The sequence below is a fragment of the [Pantoea] beijingensis genome (assembly GCF_022647505.1).
Classification (GTDB): Bacteria; Pseudomonadota; Gammaproteobacteria; order Enterobacterales; family Enterobacteriaceae; genus Erwinia; species Erwinia beijingensis.
In genome coordinates this window covers 2,572,163-2,590,326 of record NZ_CP071409.1, presented here as the reverse complement: position 1 = coordinate 2,590,326, position 18,164 = coordinate 2,572,163, and the positions used below count along the sequence as shown (strand labels likewise).

Annotated in this window: 14 protein-coding genes; 11 read left to right on the top strand and 3 right to left on the bottom strand. The window is 53.0% G+C overall.

Going from position 1 to position 18,164, the window contains the following annotated elements:
• Nucleotide 1: 1 nt before the first annotated feature.
• Both J1C60_RS11695 and J1C60_RS11690 read left to right on the top strand, forming a co-directional pair.
• A complete protein-coding gene (locus J1C60_RS11695) occupies nucleotides 2-1,549 on the top strand; it encodes an efflux transporter outer membrane subunit (RefSeq protein ID WP_128177791.1) in 1,548 nt (515 codons plus the stop codon).
• A 192-nt stretch (nucleotides 1,550-1,741) separates the two neighbouring features.
• Nucleotides 1,742-3,334, top strand: a complete 1,593-nt coding sequence (locus tag J1C60_RS11690; RefSeq protein WP_128177789.1) for an ABC-F family ATPase — start codon at nucleotides 1,742-1,744, stop codon at nucleotides 3,332-3,334.
• A 49-nt stretch (nucleotides 3,335-3,383) separates the two neighbouring features.
• On the opposite strand, the gene J1C60_RS11685 is transcribed toward J1C60_RS11690, so the two are convergent.
• Complete coding sequence (locus tag J1C60_RS11685; protein WP_128177787.1) at nucleotides 3,384-4,052, bottom strand: GntR family transcriptional regulator; 669 nt, start codon at nucleotides 4,050-4,052, stop codon at nucleotides 3,384-3,386.
• A 289-nt stretch (nucleotides 4,053-4,341) separates the two neighbouring features.
• Here J1C60_RS11685 and J1C60_RS11680 point away from each other — a divergent pair, with 289 nt between their 5' ends.
• From J1C60_RS11680 to J1C60_RS11655, 6 genes are read left to right on the top strand one after another with little or no spacing between them, the layout of a single operon-like run.
• Nucleotides 4,342-5,190, top strand: a complete 849-nt coding sequence (locus J1C60_RS11680) for an alpha/beta hydrolase (protein ID WP_128177785.1) — start codon at nucleotides 4,342-4,344, stop codon at nucleotides 5,188-5,190.
• 21 nt (nucleotides 5,191-5,211) lie between these two features.
• Entirely contained in the window at nucleotides 5,212-6,336 is a 1,125-nt protein-coding gene (locus J1C60_RS11675; protein ID WP_128177783.1) for a C45 family autoproteolytic acyltransferase/hydrolase, read from the top strand.
• On the top strand, nucleotides 6,333-7,889 hold the full coding sequence (locus tag J1C60_RS11670) for an ABC transporter substrate-binding protein (RefSeq protein WP_128177781.1): 1,557 nt from the start codon (nucleotides 6,333-6,335) through the stop codon (nucleotides 7,887-7,889). The genes J1C60_RS11675 and J1C60_RS11670 overlap by 4 nt, the downstream gene beginning before the upstream one ends.
• A gap of 15 nt (nucleotides 7,890-7,904) precedes the next feature.
• Complete coding sequence (locus tag J1C60_RS11665; protein ID WP_128177779.1) at nucleotides 7,905-8,849, top strand: ABC transporter permease; 945 nt, start codon at nucleotides 7,905-7,907, stop codon at nucleotides 8,847-8,849.
• Nucleotides 8,846-9,664 carry an ABC transporter permease gene (locus tag J1C60_RS11660; RefSeq protein WP_128177777.1) on the top strand — a complete coding sequence of 273 codons (819 nt, stop codon included), beginning with the start codon at nucleotides 8,846-8,848 and terminating at the stop codon, nucleotides 9,662-9,664. Before J1C60_RS11665 ends, J1C60_RS11660 begins: the two co-directional genes overlap by 4 nt.
• Nucleotides 9,664-11,307, top strand: a complete 1,644-nt coding sequence (locus J1C60_RS11655; RefSeq protein ID WP_128177775.1) for a dipeptide ABC transporter ATP-binding protein — start codon at nucleotides 9,664-9,666, stop codon at nucleotides 11,305-11,307. The genes J1C60_RS11660 and J1C60_RS11655 overlap by 1 nt, the downstream gene beginning before the upstream one ends.
• A 42-nt stretch (nucleotides 11,308-11,349) precedes the next feature.
• On the opposite strand, the gene moeB is transcribed toward J1C60_RS11655, so the two are convergent.
• Nucleotides 11,350-12,111, bottom strand: coding sequence for a molybdopterin-synthase adenylyltransferase MoeB (gene moeB, locus J1C60_RS11650; protein ID WP_128177773.1), 762 nt, complete (start codon nucleotides 12,109-12,111; stop codon nucleotides 11,350-11,352).
• Nucleotides 12,101-13,348, bottom strand: a complete 1,248-nt coding sequence (gene moeA / locus J1C60_RS11645) for a molybdopterin molybdotransferase MoeA (protein ID WP_128177772.1) — start codon at nucleotides 13,346-13,348, stop codon at nucleotides 12,101-12,103. The genes moeB and moeA overlap by 11 nt, the downstream gene beginning before the upstream one ends.
• Before the next feature lie 355 nt (nucleotides 13,349-13,703).
• Here moeA and J1C60_RS11640 point away from each other — a divergent pair, with 355 nt between their 5' ends.
• From J1C60_RS11640 to gsiB, 3 genes are read left to right on the top strand one after another with little or no spacing between them, the layout of a single operon-like run.
• Nucleotides 13,704-14,666: an isoaspartyl peptidase/L-asparaginase gene (locus J1C60_RS11640; protein ID WP_128177770.1), complete on the top strand. Its 963-nt coding sequence runs from the start codon at nucleotides 13,704-13,706 to the stop codon at nucleotides 14,664-14,666.
• Nucleotides 14,667-14,675: 9 nt separating this feature from the next.
• Nucleotides 14,676-16,544, top strand: a complete 1,869-nt coding sequence (gsiA, locus tag J1C60_RS11635) for a glutathione ABC transporter ATP-binding protein GsiA (RefSeq protein ID WP_128177768.1) — start codon at nucleotides 14,676-14,678, stop codon at nucleotides 16,542-16,544.
• Nucleotides 16,545-16,576: 32 nt separating this feature from the next.
• The gene (gene gsiB, locus J1C60_RS11630) at nucleotides 16,577-18,115 is read left to right on the top strand and encodes a glutathione ABC transporter substrate-binding protein GsiB (protein WP_128177766.1); all 1,539 of its coding nucleotides are present in this window, start codon (nucleotides 16,577-16,579) and stop codon (nucleotides 18,113-18,115) included.
• Nucleotides 18,116-18,164 lie beyond the last annotated feature (49 nt).

Here is an 18,164-nt window from a genome sequence, read left to right as displayed (position 1 = left end):
CATGAACGTTGTTTATCGCGAACTTTGGTGTTCACGGCACGCCCTGGCGGTGGCACTGGTGCTGGCGCTGAGTGCCTGCTCGGTCGGCCCCGATTACCATATGCCTGAGCCAAAAACAGCCGGCAGTTTTAATGATATGCAATCGAGCGCATCGTCTAAACCGCAGCAGGTGTCGGCCAACCCGCAGTGGTGGACTGCCTTTAATGACCCACAGCTAAATAGCCTGATTGAGCGTGCTGTCAGGGGAAATCTGTCGTTACAGCAAGCGGTGCTGCGAATTGCGGGTGCGCGTGAACAGTTGACCCAGGCTCGCGGTGCCTGGTTTCCTTCGGTTAACGCTTCAGCAGGCGTTACGCGTCAGCAATTAGGTGTGAAGGGCGAGCTTGAATCCAACGGTGTTTATGATGCAGTTGAGGGTGTCGATCCCAATTTACGTGCCTCACTCGATAATCTGTCAAAACCTATCACCCTCTACCAGGGGAGTTTTGATGCCGCATGGGAGCTGGATTTGTGGGGAAAAGTACGCCGGCAGGTCGAGATGGCAAATGCTCAGCAGCAAGAGTCTATTGAGAACCGCAACGATGCATTAGTGTCATTAGAAGCGGAGGTGGCGCGCAGTTGGCTGCAACTGCGTGGCGCGCAATCCATTAACCGGACGCTGGAAACCCAGATAAGACTTGCGCAGGAGACGCTGGCGTTAACCCAGAGTCAGCAGCGTAATGGTCTTGCGCCACAAATGGACGTGGAGAATGCCCGAGCGCAGTTGGGATCATTGCGCGCGCAACTCCCGCAGTTTCAGGCTCAGATACGCCGGGCGATGAACAGCCTGGCCGTATTGACTGGAAACGCGCCGGGTGCGCTCGATGCGGAGCTCATCGCCAGTAAGCCATTGCCGACGCTGCCTGATGCTGTGCCGGTCGGTGTGCCCGCTGAGCTGGCCAGACGTCGTCCGGATATCCGTTTGGCCGAAGCCAGCCTGCATGCCGCTACGGCGAATATTGGCGTGGCGGTGGCTGAACTGTTTCCCCGCTTATCCCTCACCGGACAACTTGGGGTGCGCAACACCGATGCCAGCTATTTAGACAACTGGAGTAGCCATTTTTACAGCGTGGGGCCGTCGCTTTCGATCCCCATTTTCCAGGGCGGGCGTTTAGTGTCCAGCGTCAAATTAGCGCGTGCGCAGCAGGCTAGTGCGGCTCTGGGTTACCGTCAAACGGTGCTGACAGCGTTGCAGGATGTGGAAAACGCGCTTGTCAGCTATCGCACGGATCAGCAGCGAGTGGTGGCGCTGGAAGAGACGGTCACCGCATTACAGGATGCCTTCGAATTGGCCGATGATAGCTACCGTAAGGGCATATCAACTTTTATCGATACGCTGGATGCCCAAAGGCAGCTCACTCAGGCACAGCAGCAGGTTGCTCAGGCTCAAGTACAAACCAGCTTGGATCTGGTGGCGCTGTTTAAAGCGTTGGGCGGTGGCTGGGAGCCGTGGCAGCGGGTTGAACTGCCAAACTATCCGGTGTTTGGTTCCGCTGCTTCAGTGCAGTAAACCCCGTTTCTTCGTGGATGCCTGCTCTTACCAGCAAGTTTTTTCTTGCCTGGCGCGGCCAGGCTAAAGGGGAAAATCGGCCAATCAGGGGGAGGGGGCGATCTTCCCGGGTTGACGGTATTCGTCAGCCCTTTTTTTATGGCATAATGCGCGCTGACTCACATTCTCATTATCCAACCGTAAGGCAATCCTGTGCTAGTTTCCAGCAACGTCACCATGCAGTTTGGCAGTAAGCCGCTGTTCGAAAACATTTCTGTCAAATTTGGCGGCGGCAACCGCTATGGTCTGATTGGCGCTAACGGCAGCGGTAAATCAACCTTTATGAAGATCCTGGGCGGCGATTTAGTTCCGTCCGCAGGCAACGTCTCTCTCGATCCTAATGAACGCATCGGTAAGCTGCGTCAGGATCAGTTCGCTTTTGAAAAATTCAGCGTACTCGACACGGTTATCATGGGCCATGGCGAACTGTGGGAGGTCAAGGAAGAACGCGACCGTATTTACGCTTTGCCGGAAATGAGCGAAGAAGATGGCTATAAAGTTGCCGATCTGGAAGTTAAATACGGGGAAATGGATGGCTACACCGCGGAAGCGCGTGCGGGAGAACTGCTGCTGGGGGTGGGGATCCCACTCGAGCAGCATTATGGCCCGATGAGCGAAGTTGCTCCAGGCTGGAAACTGCGTGTGTTGTTGGCTCAGGCACTCTTTTCCAACCCGGAAATTTTGCTGCTTGATGAACCGACGAACAACCTTGATATCGATACTATTCGTTGGCTTGAGCAGGTGCTTAACGAACGTAACAGCACCATGATCATTATCTCGCATGACCGCCATTTTCTGAATATGGTGTGTACGCATATGGCGGACCTTGATTACGGCGAGCTGCGTGTCTATCCTGGCAACTACGATGAATACATGACGGCGGCGACCCAGTCGCGCGAACGTCTGCTGGCGGATAACGCCAAGAAGAAAGCCCAGATAAATGAGCTGCAGTCGTTTGTCAGCCGATTTAGTGCTAACGCCTCGAAATCCCGTCAGGCGACCTCGCGCGCTAAGCAGATCGACAAAATTAAGCTTGAAGAAGTTAAAGCCTCTAGCCGTCAAAACCCGTTTATTCGCTTCGAGCAGGACAAGAAATTGTTCCGTAATGCGCTGGAACTGAAAGGACTAACAAAAGGTTTTGATAACGGCCCGCTATTTAAACAGCTGGATATGCTGCTTGAAGTGGGAGATAAGGTAGCGGTCCTTGGTGCCAACGGCATTGGTAAAACCACGTTGTTAAAAACGCTGGTTGGCGATTTGTTGCCGGATGCGGGTACGGTGAAATGGTCGGAAAATGCCCTGATCGGTTACTATGCGCAGGACCATGCTCACGATTTCGATGACGATCTTACGGTATTCGACTGGATGAGCCAGTGGAAGCAGGAAGGAGATGACGAGCAGGCGGTGCGCGGCATTCTGGGGCGCTTATTGTTCAGTCAGGATGATATCAAAAAGCCTGCTAAGGTGCTGTCAGGTGGTGAAAAAGGGCGCATGTTGTTCGGTAAATTGATGATGCAGCGCCCGAATATCCTGATTATGGATGAGCCAACTAACCACCTGGATATGGAATCCATTGAGTCACTAAATATGGCGCTGGAAATGTATGAAGGCACGCTAATTTTTGTCTCTCACGACCGCGAATTCGTCAGTTCGCTGGCAAGTCGTATCATTGAAATCACCCCGTCCAGAGTTATCGATTTCACTGGCAACTACGAAGATTATCTCAGCAGTAAAGGCGTCGTATAATTGATGCTGTGGCGAAGTGTTCCGTCATACAGGAACGCTTCGCCAGCGATTATCGTGCGGCATCATCTGATGCCCGCGATGCGATCGCTTTACCTTCACGGTTTTCCTGCAAAATATGCTGTGTAATTAAACGCGCAAGCCTCGCTTCATCCTTCTGCTCAATTGCCTCCACCATAGCAAAATGTTCCTGTGAAGACTGGACGATTCGGGCGTGGGAGCTCCATTGCCCCAGCGCAGCTGAAGGCACGCGGCTGCGCAAATCAAAAATTAATTCCACCATTTCCTGATTTGCACAGGGGGCTAATAATGCGCGATGAAAGGCCATATTGGCTTCATATTGCTGAAGAATATTACCGTGTAAGGTGCAGTGTTCGAATTTAGCCGCGCAGGCTTTTAACACTCGCATATCTTCGTCACTGGTATTGGCGATAATATCTTTAGCTGATGCGCTCTCCAGTACGGCGCGGATCGCAGAAATATTTTTACGTTGCTGAACATTAGGGGAATACACGTGATAACCCCGGTTTGGTACGTGCTGGACCAGTCGCTCGATCACCAACTGATCGAGCGCACGGCGCACCTCGCTACGCGTACAGCCATAACGCTCTGCAAGTTCTACCTGTTTCAACCACATACCCGCGGTGAATTCGCCGGTATTAATATCCATCGCGAGGCTGTTTGCGACATTAACCAGTAACGCGCTTTTTCGATATTTCATCTCCGATCCTTTTCTCACTCTGGCAGCAAAACGGGGCGTATTTTCGCGCTGACGGGCAAACACAAGCACGATGTCATTGCTAAACGATCTGCTTCTACCTTGGCGTGTTTTTATAACTTCCTTTTAAAACAAAATATTAGTCCGTATTGCCTTTTTTGCTGGTGCAACATTTTGCAGAATTGTGACATGAACCAGAGGTTTTGTGAATAAATTGTTATTTAAATTGGCGCCAATTTTGGTTTTATGTTTGAATCAAAATTGAACATTACTTAGCCAATCGGGAAAGACTATGACGATAACCGACGCGCAGGCAATCGAACAGCGGAGTCGCGCCCTCTATTACCGCGGCAGCACGACCATTTTTGCCTGTCGTTTTGATCCGCGTTTTCAGTACTGCATGTATGTTCCACCCAGTTTTGACAGAGAACCTATCGGACACAAACTGGTGGTGTTAATGCACGGAACCGGGCGTTCAATGAGCGAATATCGTGATGCGTTTGCTGAGTTTGCCCGCTATAACCGCTGCGTGATACTGGCCCCCCTTTTTCCGGTTGGACCGCTAGGTGATGGTAACTCACACGGCTTCAAATACATTGTCGAACAAGACATCCGTTACGACCTTGTACTGCTGAAAATGATTGAAGAAGTCAGTGAATCATTGGGCTATGACTTCGGGCGTTTTCTGCTCTTCGGTTATTCCGGTGGAGGACATTTTGTCCATCGTTTTTTGTACATCCATCCGGAAAAATTGTTGGGCGTGTGCGTCGGCGCGCCAGGCTCTGTAACGCTGCTGGATAATGAAAAAGAGTGGTGGGTTGGGGTAAAAAATTTCGAGGCTATTTTTGGGAAGCCGCTTAATTATGAAGCACTACGTGATGTTTCTGTCCATTTAGTCGTGGGAAAAGTGGATATGGAAACCTGGGAAATTACGCATCTGCCGGGCGGAAAATATTATCAACCGGGGTGCAATGACGCAGGTGAAACGCGCGTGGCGCGCAATAACTCTTTGCTGAATAACCTGCGTGCGAATGGCATACGGGCAACACAGGATATTGTCCCTAACGTTGGCCATGATGGAATGAAGGTCCTTGATGAAGTTAAAGATTTCTTTCTTTCTCTCCTCAAGTCGTCGCATTAATCTCATCTTCAGGAACAGCACATGACTCCATTTCCTTTAATTGATATTTCGGGTACGCCACGTCAGCGTGGGCAGCAATATGGCGAACAGGCTCGGGAACGCATTCATGCCAGCGTGGCGATCTATGGCGATCAGTTGGCTGAGCTCGGCATCACGCAGGAAGAAAAGCAGCGCATCATTACCACTTTTTCGCACATTATCCGGCAGTTTGATCCCGATTACTGGGATGAGATGTATGGAATTGCAGAAAGCGCCAATGTGGCACCGGAAGCGATCATTATGATTAATGCGCGTACAGAAGTGATTGCTAAAGCCCGGCTGCTCAAAGCACGTCACGATATTCACGATGACGCAATCAAGGATGGTTGCAGTGGTGCGGTAATTATGCCGGATCGGAGTACTCGTGGTGAACTGATTCATGGACAAAATTGGGATTGGCGGGCTGAGTGTGCTGCAACGTCGGTGGTGCTAAGGATCCGACGTGACGATGGTCCGGATATTTTGACCTTTGTTGAAGCGGGCGGACTTGCCCGCAGTGGCCTCAATAGTGCGGGAATTGCCATCACGGCAAATTATTTGCGCTGCGAGCGCGATTACCGCCAGTTTGGCGTGCCTCTATCGCTGATTCGTCGGAAGGCGCTTGAACAGCAGCATATGGCGCTCGCAATGCGTGTTGTGGCCACCACCGCAAAGTCTTGTTCGAATAACATGATCCTCAGTACTAAAGAGGGATTTGCCATCGATTTCGAATGCGCGCCGGATGAGAGTTTTGCGATCTATCCGCAAAACGGCTTATTAGTTCATGCCAATCACTGGGAGAGTGAAACCGCGAAAAACAAACTCCAGGAACAGGGAATTGAAACCTCACCCGACTCACTCTATCGCAGTTGGCGCGTTAGCCAGTTACTCAATGCAAAATCCTTGCTTAGCGTCGAAGACATGAAACAGGCTTTCTTTGACGATTTTGGTACGCCTTATTCCGTGTGCCGTCCGCCTCGGCCTGGGTTTGGCACCGATCTTTCCGCCACGGTGGCGATGATTGTTATGACTCCGGCTCAGGGCGTGATGGAGGTTGCCCCCCTTCCGGCCATTAATCGCACTTTCACACGTTACTCGTTGGATGCAGCCTATTCGGGGGCCTTATGAAAAATATATTTACCGGCGTCGCCAGTCTATTACCCCTGTTGGTCATGATGTCAGCTCAGGCTGCCAGCCCGGGGGTCATTCGTTATGCCTTAAACCAGGATATTCGGAGTTCGCAGCCGGGTGTTAATCGGGACGGTAATACCGATGATGTCATGCTACATGTGGTTGAGGGGTTAGTGGGATACAAAAATGATGGCACTATTGGCCCGATGCTGGCTTCCTCTTGGGAACGTAGTGAAGGAGGGAAAACCTACCGTTTCCATCTGCGCGAAGGTGTCACGTTCCATAATGGTGATCCGATGACATCACAGGATGTTCTTTGGAGCTGGCAGCACTGGAACGATCCGAAAACCCAATGGCGGTGTTTACGCGAATTTGATGGCAGCGGTCCGATTCATGTGACTTCAGTAACGGCTCCTGATGCTAAAACAGTAGTGATGCAACTTGAGAAACCGGCAGCGCTGTTCCTCGACACGCTTGCGCGTGCAGATTGCGGTAGCACCGCTATCATCAGCCCGAAATCTGTTGATGCTAGCGGCAAATGGATTGCCCCCATCGGCACCGGGCCATTTCGTTTTGGGGAATGGAAACGGGGGGAATATGTCTCGGTGATGCGTTTCGCCAACTACCGTTCCTTGCCGGGTAAACCTGACGGGGTTGTTGGTGGTAAAAAGGCAATGGTGGACGAAGTGCGTTTTATCACGATCCCTGATTCCGCGACGGTGAAAGCCGGGCTTAGCTCTGGCGCGGTGGATATTTCCCAAGTTAGCCCGATCGAAGCTGGCGATCTGAAAAATGATGCAAACGTCGACATTGCGTCAGCACCAAACTCGCAGCGTCACGGTATTTTGATTCAAACCGACGATCCTTTACTGAAAAACGTCAAGTTGCGTCAGGCCATTGCGGCCGCTATTGATTCTCAGCAAATTGCGTTGGGCACGAGTCAGGGGATGGCAGCCCCAAGCAATGCCAATCTGTCGCCGTCATCGGCATTTTATGGCGATGTTGAAAAACAGGGCTTTAAATACGATCCGACACGAGCAACCCAACTGCTTAAAGAAGCGGGCTATAAAGGCGAAACGATCGAGATTATTGCCAATAAACGCGCCAGCGTACCGAGTTTCGATATGGCGATTATTACCCAGGCGATGCTGCAGGCTGCGGGTATTAACGCCAAAGTCACGACGATGGAGTGGGCAACACAGCTGGAGCGCTATCAGTCCGGGCGCTACCAGATGATGGCCTTTACCTATTCGGCGCGTTATAACCCGGCGCTGGCATTTGAACAAATTGTCGGTGATAAAAAACAAGAGAAGCGGAAAGTTTGGGGTGATGCGCAGGCGATAGCCCTGACCGAGCAACTGGCCGGACTGGATGATAAGACAAAAATTCAGCCTATCGTCGATCGGTTACACACCATGATGATTGAGCAAGTGCCGGTGATGTTCTTCTATCCCGGTATGGACATCATGGCGCACCGAAAAACGATCGTCGGTGATAAAAGCTGGCTGGCACATGCGGCGCGGCTGTGGAATGTTGGCATTCAACCCTGACAGGAGAGCGTGGCCATGTTGCAATTTTTAATAAAACGTCTGCTGGCCGCCATTCCCACGCTGTTTCTGGTGACGGTACTGGTTTTTCTGTTAACGCGTTTAGTTCCGGGCGATCCGGCCCTGCTTATGCTTGGCGATCTCGCAACCGAATCCAGTCTGGCGGATTTGCGCCATAGTATGGGGCTGGATAAAACGCTGCCTGAACAATTTATCATCTGGTTCAGCCATATCATCCAGGGCGACTTTGGCCAATCCATCCAAAGTGGGCAACAGGTGCTACCGCTGATCTTCCAACGTTTTGGCGTCACGCTAAGTGTGGTGCTGGCGGCGATAGCGGTTGCTTCTTTGCTGGCGGTACCGGTGGGGATGCTGGCCGCCTGGAAGCAAAACAGCAAGCTGGATGTTGGATTGGTCATGTTCTCGACTTTTCTGTTGTCGATCCCCAGTTTCTGGATGGGATTGTTGATTCTACTGACGCTGGGATTGCAGCTTGGCTGGTTACCGGTGGTGGGTTATGTCTCTGTCGGCACCGATCTGCAGCAGGGATTGCTCTATCTACTGATGCCGGTGCTGACATTGATTTTAGTGGAGGTTGGTGCACTGGTGCGCATGATGCGTGCCAGTACGCTGGAAGTACTCCGTCTGGACTATGTTTCTCATGCCAGAGCGAAAGGCCTTCGTGAACGTACCGTACTTTCACGGCATGTTTTCCCTAACGCATTTGGCCCCACCTGGACGCTAATCGGTATCACGCTCGGTAATTTGTTAAGTGGGGTCGCGGTAACTGAAACGGTGTTCAGCCTGCCGGGGTTGGGACGGCTACTGGTTGATTCTATCTATGCACGTGATTATCCGGTAATTCAGGGGTGTATGCTGTTTATTGCCGGAATCTATGTGCTGACGAATCTGGTGATCGATGCGCTTTACCCACTCTTTAATCCGAGGATTGTCGCCTCATGAAACCTCGCATGGCGCTTGCGCCCAACGCCATTATTGGCATTTTTCTGGTCGGTATCATTGCTACCGCGGGCATTATTGGTTTCTTCTGGACACCTTTTGATCCCGGGCGAATAAATATCCTGGCGCGTTTGCATCCCCCGGATGCCCAAAATTGGTTAGGTACCGATGAATATGGACGGGATGTCTTCAGCCGTTTATTGCTGGGGGCCAGCGCCAGTTTAATTATCTCTATTACCACCGTCGCATTCGCGCTGGCAGTTGGGGTATTACTGGGGTTGATCAGCGGTTATTTACGTGGCGTGGTGGATCGGCTCATCATGATGCTCACCGACACGTTATTGGCCTTCCCTGGTATTCTGCTGGCCTTAGGGTTACTCAGTATTCTTGGCAATAACCGTTACGGGATCATTCTTGCGCTTGGGCTGGCCTATACGCCTTCGGTTGTACGCATTGTACGCGGTACGGTACTGGGACTGCGTGAAGCGGATTTTGTTGAGGCATCGCGCGTAATGGGACATCGCGAACTGTTTATCCTGACACGGCATGTATTACCCAACTGCATTGCGCCGCTGACGGTGTTGGCGACTTCTATGCTGGGCTGGGTGTTGATCGCTGAAAGCGCACTCTCATTCCTGGGACTCGGCGTGCCGCCACCTGAGCCAACGTGGGGCAATATGCTGGCTGCCAGTCGTACCTATCTGTCGCAGGCGCCTTATCTGGCCTTATTACCCGGAGCCTGTATTTCTGTCGCGCTGCTTGGCGTTAACCTTGTGGGTGACGCGTTGCGTGATTACCTCGACCCGAGGATGCATTGATGAATATACAGGCAAAAAATCTGCTGGAAGTGCGTAATCTGCAGGTCAGCGTCAGCGATCGCCCGGTAGTAAAAGGGATCTCATTTTCACTGGCTGAACGCGAGGTACTGGCAGTGGTTGGCGAGTCTGGCAGTGGTAAAACGCTGGCTATGCGCTCACTGATTGGGCTGCTACCGTCAAATATCAGCTGGCGTGCCGACGGGATGCAATTTGACGGACATGATATGCAGCATCTGAGTGTAGAGCAGTTGCGCGAGGTTCGTGGTGCGGGGATTGGTATGGTGTTCCAGGAGCCGATGACCTCACTTAATCCGGCGATGAGCATTGGTCGCCAACTGGATGAGGGGCTGGCGTTGCATACGTCTTTAACTGCCCAACAGCGCAAGGCGAAAATTATTGCGATGCTGGAGCGGGTAGGATTAGCTGACGCCGAATCGCTGCTGTCACGCTTCCCGCACGAGTTCTCCGGTGGCATGCGCCAGCGGGTGATGATTGCTTCGGTGATGTTGTTAGAGCCGAAATTAATTATTGCGGATGAGCCGACCACTGCGCTGGATGTACTGGTGCAGCATGAGGTGATGGAACTGATGCTGGCGTTGACGGCTGAAAAGGGTAGCGCTGTGATTTTGATCAGCCACGATCTGTCGATGGTGGCTAATTATGCGTCGCGCATTATGGTGATGGAGCAGGGGGAACTGGTGGAACAAAACGAGAGTCATGCTTTGCTCGCCAATCCACAGCATGGCTATACGCGTCGGCTGCTGGATGCATTACCCGTGCGAAAAGCGCCTCCTGACCGCCATGCGCTTTTCGCGGCTAAACCGGTTATTGCAATGAAAGATATTGTGATTGAGTACCCGGGCCGTAAAGCCTGGTTTAAATCCAGCACGGCCACCCGCGCCGTCAATGGCGTGAGTTTTACCGTGCGGACCGGGGAAACGGTGGCGCTGGTTGGAGCCAGTGGTTCAGGCAAAACTACCGTGGGGAAACTGATCGCCGGCATGCTGAACGCCAGCGGCGGATCGCTGGCATTTATGGGGCAACCACTGGAAAATGCAAGTAAAGCACAGCGGCATGCATGGCGTATGGCATGCCAGATGATCCAGCAGGATCCCTATTCATCGCTTAATCCACGCATGAAAATAGCCCAGGTATTGGAGGAGCCGCTGCTGCTGCTGCCTGAGCTAAATAAGCGTGCACGGCAGCAGCGAATTAAAGAGGTTCTCGAGGAGGTCGGCCTTGATGGTATGTTCCTGGCCCGTTACCCGCATCAGCTTTCCGGTGGGCAGCGTCAGCGTGTGGCGATTGCACGGGCCATTATCCGGCGACCAGCCTTTATCATTGCCGATGAGCCCACTTCCGCGCTCGATATGACGGTGCAAAAGCAGATTATTGTCCTGCTGCGAACATTGCAGCAACGTTATGGTTTTGCCTGTCTGTTTATTACCCACGATCTTGGCGCTGTCGAGCAGGTTGCCGACCGCATTATGGTGATGGAAAAGGGGGTTTTAGTAGAAAGTGGCTGGAGTGACGAGGTGCTGGACCAGCCACAGCATGAGTATACCCGTCGGCTGCTTTCGTGCTTACCCATGCTAAAACCGCTGGCCAGCGGGGGTTACCAACTGAAACAGAAAAGCGCCTGAACGGAAATGAGGTAGCGGGCGGCGAGATACCCGCTACAACGATTAATCATGAGGATGGCCGCACACTTCGCAGGCGGGATCTTTCATTATCTTCATTTCACGAAATTGTAGCGTCATCGCATCATACAACAGCAGCTTACCAGCAACGGAATGACCATAATGTGCCAGCAGGCGAATCGCTTCCATGGCTTGTAGAGAGCCGATTATGCCGACCAGCGGTGCCATGACCCCCGCCTCGACGCAGGTCAGCGTGCTGGCACCGAACAGGCGGCTGATACAGCGATAGCAGGGGGCGTTTTCCTGCCAGGTGAAGACGCTAATCTGTCCCTCCATACGGATTGCCGCGCCGGAAACCAGCGGCACTTTATTGGCAAAGCACAGACGGTTTAGCTGCTCGCGCGTCGCAACGTTATCGGTACAGTCGAGTACCAGGTCACAGTCGGCTATGTGCTGTTGCAGGCCGTCATCATCGAGCTGAGCATTGACGGCATTGATAACGATCAGTGGGTTAATCGCCGCCAACCGTTGCTGAGCTGAATCGACTTTCGCGATACCAATTTGCGCATCGGTATGCAGAATCTGGCGCTGAAGATTAGAGTGCGATACCGTGTCAAAATCGAGCAGCGTAAGCTTGCCAACGCCGGCAGCCGCTAAATACTGGCTTGCCGCACAGCCCAGCCCCCCCAAGCCAACGATTAGTACGCGTGCAGCCTTTAGCGTTTCCTGCCCGTCAAAATCAAACCCTCGTAATACGATTTGGCGGTTATAGCGTAATATTTCGCTGTCGGTGAGTTCAGGCAACACCCTGGCCTCCCAGCAGTGCGTTAAACGGCTCTATTTCAACCCATTCACCGGGCTGCACTGTGCCACGCTCGCGTTCCAGCACGATAAAACAGTTTGCCTGGCTAAAGGAACTAAAAATGTGAGAACCCTGATGCCCGGTATTGCGTACCGTCAATTCCCCTTCGGCATCGCGGCTGAAGAGTCCTCGCTGGAAATCGAGGCGCCCCGGCGCTTTTTTTAGCAAGCCAGCGGCCCGTGCACGCAGACGAGCGGGCAGTGCGGGCGTCTGCTGGCCGGTTAATTTCGCCAGCAGTGGCTGCACTAACTGATAAAAAGTGACCGCAGCCGAGACGGGGTTACCGGGTAAGCCGCAAAACCAACTTGTTTGCAGACGGCCAAAGGCGAAAGGTTTGCCGGGCTTCATGGCTAATTTCCAGAAGCTGATTTGGCCAAGCTCTTCCAGCATCGCTTTCGTGTAATCCGCCTCTCCGACGGAGACGCCACCGCTGCTGATGACCACATCGGCAGCGTCATCGGCCTGAGCGAAAGCGTTACGTAGCGCATCAGGATCGTCTTTGATGATCCCGAGATCGATCACGTCGCAGCCCAGTGAGTTAAGCATTAGGCTAACCGCAAAACGATTGGTATCGTAAATTTGTCCCGCAGCCAACGGTTGCCCAACGGGTTGCAATTCATCTCCGGTGGAGAACACCGCGACGCGTAGCTTGCGCAATACCTTGACGTGACTAATTCCAAGGGAAGCCAGCAGCGGTAATTCTGCCGCTCCTAGCCGGGTTCCGGCTGCCAGCACGACGGCACCTTGCTGGATATCTTCCCCCGCCAGCCGAATGTTTTGTCCGGTTTTTACCGTTGCGGTGAGACGAATGCACTCGCCCTGTGTTTCGGTTTCTTCCTGCATCACCACCGCATCTGCTCCCGGGGGAATGGCAGCACCGGTCATAATACGAATACAGCTACCGGCTGGCCACGCGTCGACAAAAGGGGTGCCGGCAAAGGCTTTGCCTGCGACGGACAGTAAGCGAGCCGCAGCGAGATCAGCACTGCGTACTGCATATCCATCCATGGCGGAATTGGCGAAAGGGGGAACGCTAATCGGTGAGATAACCGCCTCGGCGGTTATCCGGCCAGCAGCGGAGGTGATGGCGAGCATTTCGCTATCGTGAATCGGTGCAATCTCCGCCAGCATCTTGCTTTGTGCCTCTTCGAGAGAAATTAGCCCTGCGGTAAACCTTTCCATAGTGTCTCCTTAACTGGCAAAACGTAGCCTGCGCTAGATTCAGATGGGCTTATTATGGCGTGATTTTTCGGTACGGTCACCTGCGTTGGCGATATCGAGAGAAACGTCCCGCTATGGTGGGTTTCGGGGTATCGTTTTACTGGCTTAGTGAGTTTCCGAAACACGCCAGTTCGGTCGCTGCTTTTTGTCTAATATATTTAGGATATTAGATACAACAGATAGTTATAACCCGACTGTTAACATTCCGCTTTACATTGCTTTACAGGCTACCTATAGTCAAAATCGCTGAAAATTTAATAAACGTAAGCTAACTCAGTGTTTTTCATGCTGATTTAATGCACAGGGCAGGCGAGTTATGGGGAGAGCAGTGATCGCCATTCACGGCGGAGCAGGCGCGATTACGCGTGCGGCGATGAGTGCTGAGTCAGAACAGCAGTACATTCAGGCACTTTCAGGCATCGTTGCCAGCGGGCAGGCTATTCTTGCTGCTGGCGGTAGCGCGTTGGATGCGGTAACAGAAGCCGTACGTCAGCTCGAAGAATGCCCACTATTTAATGCGGGAAAAGGTGCGGTTTTTACCCATCAGGGCACCCATGAACTGGATGCCTGTGTGATGGATGGCCGTTCGCTCGATGCGGGGGCTGTCGCGGGTGTTTCCCGTATTCGTAATCCTATTCTTGCGGCGCGCGCAGTACTGGAAAACAGCCCACACGTGATGCTGATTGGTGAAGGGGCGGAAGCCTTTGCTATCCAGCAGGGGGCGGAACAAGTCAGGGCAGATTTTTTCTCAACGCCTGCGCGCTGGCAGCAGTTACAGAGAGCATTGCAGACGCAGCAGACCGTACTGGATCATGATGATCCACAGGCTAAGCCCCGTGAGCCCATCGATCCTGATAGTAAATTAGGCACCGTTGGTGCTGTCGCTTGCGATTTACTGGGCAACCTGGCGGCCGCCACGTCAACCGGTGGGATGACCAACAAGCAGGCCGGACGCGTGGGAGATTCGCCACTACCCGGTGCGGGATGCTATGCCAATAATGCCAATGTTGCTGTCTCTTGCACCGGCACGGGTGAAGTGTTTATGCGCACACTGGCGGCCTATGATATTGCGGCTTTGATTGAGTACGCAGGGCTGTCGCTTAAAGAGGCCTGCGATCGTGTGGTGTTGAACAAAATCCCGGCCTTAGGCGGGAGTGGTGGCATTATCGCCGTCGATCGCGAGGGTAACGTCGCTTTACCGTTCAACAGCGAGGGGATGTACCGTGGTTATGGTTACGTTGGTGACGATGCCGTTGTCGGCATCTATCGCGACATATAAGGAGGCAACATGAGTGACTCCCGGAGTGTCGGGCTGTTGTTGCCTGAACAGCAGGTTCTGGCGGTACGTAATCTTAGTGTGAGCTTTACACATGACGGCGCGACGACCCACGCAGTCCGCCAGCTATCGCTTGACGTGCAGCGTGGTGAAACGCTGGCGATTGTGGGGGAGTCTGGTTCGGGTAAATCAGTCACCTCGCTCGCACTGATGCGATTAATTGAGCAGGGCGGCGGCACAATTGATAGCGGTGAGATTTGGCTGCGTCGGCGTAATGGTACGCCGCTTGATCTGGCGACGCTGCGACAGTCGCAGATGCGGGGCATCCGTGGTGCCGATATGGCGATGATTTTTCAGGAACCAATGACTTCACTTAATCCGGTGTTTACCGTGGGTGAACAGATAGCTGAGTCTATCCGCCAGCATCAACACAAGGATCATCGCGAGGCCTTAACCGAGGCGCGGCGGATGTTAGATTTAGTGCGTATCCCCGAAGCGCAGAATGTGCTGGGGCGTTACCCACATCAACTTTCGGGGGGAATGCGGCAGCGTGTGATGATCGCCATGGCATTATCCTGTCGCCCTGCGCTATTAATTGCCGATGAGCCTACGACCGCGCTGGACGTGACGATTCAGGCGCAGATCTTGCAACTGATCCGTGTACTGCAGAAAGAGATGGAGATGGCCGTCATCTTCATCACCCATGATATGGGAGTGGTGGCAGAGATGGCGGATCGCGTGCAGGTAATGTATCGGGGTGAAGTGGTGGAAACTGCGCCGGTAGAAACCCTCTTCAGCCATCCGCAGCAGGAATATACCCGTGCTCTGCTCGCTGCGGTGCCTAAACTGGGCTCAATGAGCGGACAGCACTTACCCGCAAAATTCCCGTTATTAAGGGCTAATGCGGCGCCGGAAGAGGCAAAACCTCAAAATACGGTGCAAGCGGGAGCTGCACCGATCCTTCAAGTGCGCGATTTGGTCACCCGTTTTGACGTACGCAGCGGCATCTTTAATCGGGTCACACGCCGGGTACATGCGGTGGAGAAAGTGAGCTTCGATCTCTATCCCGGTGAAACACTGGCGCTGGTGGGGGAGTCAGGCTGTGGAAAGTCCACAACCGGGCGTTCGCTGTTGCGGCTGGTTGAAACGCAGGGGGGCAGCATCACCTTTAATGGTCAGCGTATTGATCGGCTGAAAAATAGCGAGTTATCGCATCTGCGTCGCGATATTCAGTTTATTTTCCAGGACCCCTATGCATCGCTCGACCCTCGACTGACCGTGGGATTCTCCATTATGGAACCCCTGCTGGTGCATGGTGTGATGAAAGGCCGTGAGGCCGAGGCGCGTGTCGCCTGGTTGCTGGAGCGGGTGGGATTGTTGCCGGAGCATGCGCAGCGCTATCCACATGAGTTCTCAGGTGGCCAACGTCAACGTATCTGTATCGCGCGCGCGCTGGCGCTGAATCCGAAAGTGGTAATTGCCGATGAGTCTGTGTCAGCGCTGGATGTTTCTATCCAGGCGCAAATTGTGAATCTGATGCTGGATTTGCAGCGTGAATTTGGCATCGCCTTTCTGTTTATTTCCCATGATATGGCGGTGGTGGAGCGTATCAGCCATCGGGTTGCTGTAATGTACCTTGGCCAAATTGTGGAAATTGGTCCGCGACAGTCGGTATTTGAGCATCCGCAGCATCCTTATACCCGTAAATTGATGTCGGCGGTGCCGGTAGCGGACCCGCAACATCGACGTCGCGAACGCGCGCTGCTGGTGGATGAAATTCCCAGTCCCATTCGCGCGTTGGGCGATGAGCCGGAAGTGGCACCGCTGGTTGAGGTCAGTGCCGGACACTATGTTGCGCGACATGCAATTAGCGGGGCTTAACCCATTTTTTCGTATAACAAAGGTAACGTAGCATGACGATTACACAAACACGTAAGTGGCTGGTTACGGCCGGTTTACTGGGTAGCTTCGCTGCGGTACCGGCTTGGGCGGCGAAAGATGCTGTGATTGCTGTTGCATCTAACTTCACCACGCTGGACCCTTATGATGCTAACGACACCCTGTCGCAGGCGGTAGCAAAATCCTTTTATCAGGGGCTATTTGGCTTCGATAAAGAGATGAAGTTGACTAATGTACTGGCAGAGAGCTATCAGATCAGTGCTGACGGACTGACCTACACGATTAAACTGCGTCAGGGCGTGAAGTTTCAGGATGATAGTGATTTTAATGCTGAGGCGGTGAAGGTGAACCTCGATCGCGCCAGTAATCCGGATAGCCATCTGAAACGCTATACGCTGTTTAAATCTATCGCGGCTACCGAAGTAGTTGATCCTTTAACGGTAAAAATCACGTTAAAACAGCCCTTCTCGGCGCTAATTAACAATCTCGCCAATCCTGCAGCGGCAATGATTTCCCCTGCGGCACTGAAACAATATGGTAAAGATATTGGCTTCCACCCGGTAGGCACCGGGCCGTATGAGTTCGTCACCTGGAATCAGACTGATTTCGTGAAGGTGAAAAAGTGGGCAAGATACTGGAAAAAAGGCTATCCGAAGCTGGATACGATTACCTGGCGTCCGGTCGTAGATAACAATACTCGTGCGGCAATGCTGCAAACTGGAGAAGCCAACTTCGCCTTCCCGGTACCGTTCGAGCAGGCGAAAGTGCTGGCCGGTAACAGCAAGCTTGATCTGGTGACGTCGCCTTCGATTATGCAGCGTTACATTAGCTTTAACGTGACGCAAAAGCCGTTTGATAACCCGAAAGTACGCGAAGCGATTAACTACGCGATTAACCGTCAGGCGTTGGCAAAAGTCGCATTCTCTGGTTATGCCACCCCGGCAACCGGTATTGTGCCGCCGGCCATTGATTTCGCCCAAACCTATCCGGCTATCGCCTACGATCCTGCCAAAGCGCGTGAGTTGCTGAAAGAGGCGGGGTTCCCTAATGGCTTCAGTACGACATTATGGTCTTCACATAATCATAGCACCGCGCAGAAAGTGTTGCAGTTCACCCAGCAGCAGTTGGCGCAGGTGGGCATCAAAGTGACGGTCACCGCGATGGATGCTGGCCAGAGAGCGGCCCAGGTAGAGAGCAAAGGTCAGAAAGAGAGTGGCGTACGTATGTTCTATACCGGTTGGTCAGCCTCCACCGGCGAAGCTGACTGGGCGCTGACGCCGCTGTTTGCTACGACCTCCTGGCCGCCAACGATCTTTAACACCGCGTTTTACAGTAATCCACAGGTGGATAAAGATCTTGCCGATGCACTAAAAACTACCGATCGCGCACAGAAGGCGCAGCTGTATAAGGATGCACAGGATCGAATCTGGAACGATCGGCCGTGGGCACCTCTGGTCATCGAGCAACTGGTTTCAGCAAACACGAAATCGCTGACCGGTTTCTATGTGATGCCTGATACCTCCTTCAGCTTCGATGATGCCGATCTGAAGTAAGGCTGAACGACGCCAGCCCGTTGCGGGCTGGTGTTGCTACGCGCAGGAT

Coding starts and splice junctions, on each gene's coding strand:
- J1C60_RS11695 (WP_128177791.1), top strand. CDS start 2: ATGAACGTTGTTTATCGCGAACTTTGGTGTTCACGGCACGCCCTGGCG.
- J1C60_RS11685 (WP_128177787.1), bottom strand. CDS start 4,052: ATGAAATATCGAAAAAGCGCGTTACTGGTTAATGTCGCAAACAGCCTC.
- J1C60_RS11680 (WP_128177785.1), top strand. CDS start 4,342: ATGACGATAACCGACGCGCAGGCAATCGAACAGCGGAGTCGCGCCCTC.
- J1C60_RS11675 (WP_128177783.1), top strand. CDS start 5,212: ATGACTCCATTTCCTTTAATTGATATTTCGGGTACGCCACGTCAGCGT.
- J1C60_RS11670 (WP_128177781.1), top strand. CDS start 6,333: ATGAAAAATATATTTACCGGCGTCGCCAGTCTATTACCCCTGTTGGTC.
- J1C60_RS11665 (WP_128177779.1), top strand. CDS start 7,905: ATGTTGCAATTTTTAATAAAACGTCTGCTGGCCGCCATTCCCACGCTG.
- J1C60_RS11660 (WP_128177777.1), top strand. CDS start 8,846: ATGAAACCTCGCATGGCGCTTGCGCCCAACGCCATTATTGGCATTTTT.
- J1C60_RS11655 (WP_128177775.1), top strand. CDS start 9,664: ATGAATATACAGGCAAAAAATCTGCTGGAAGTGCGTAATCTGCAGGTC.
- moeA (WP_128177772.1), bottom strand. CDS start 13,348: ATGGAAAGGTTTACCGCAGGGCTAATTTCTCTCGAAGAGGCACAAAGC.
- J1C60_RS11640 (WP_128177770.1), top strand. CDS start 13,704: ATGGGGAGAGCAGTGATCGCCATTCACGGCGGAGCAGGCGCGATTACG.
- gsiA (WP_128177768.1), top strand. CDS start 14,676: ATGAGTGACTCCCGGAGTGTCGGGCTGTTGTTGCCTGAACAGCAGGTT.
- gsiB (WP_128177766.1), top strand. CDS start 16,577: ATGACGATTACACAAACACGTAAGTGGCTGGTTACGGCCGGTTTACTG.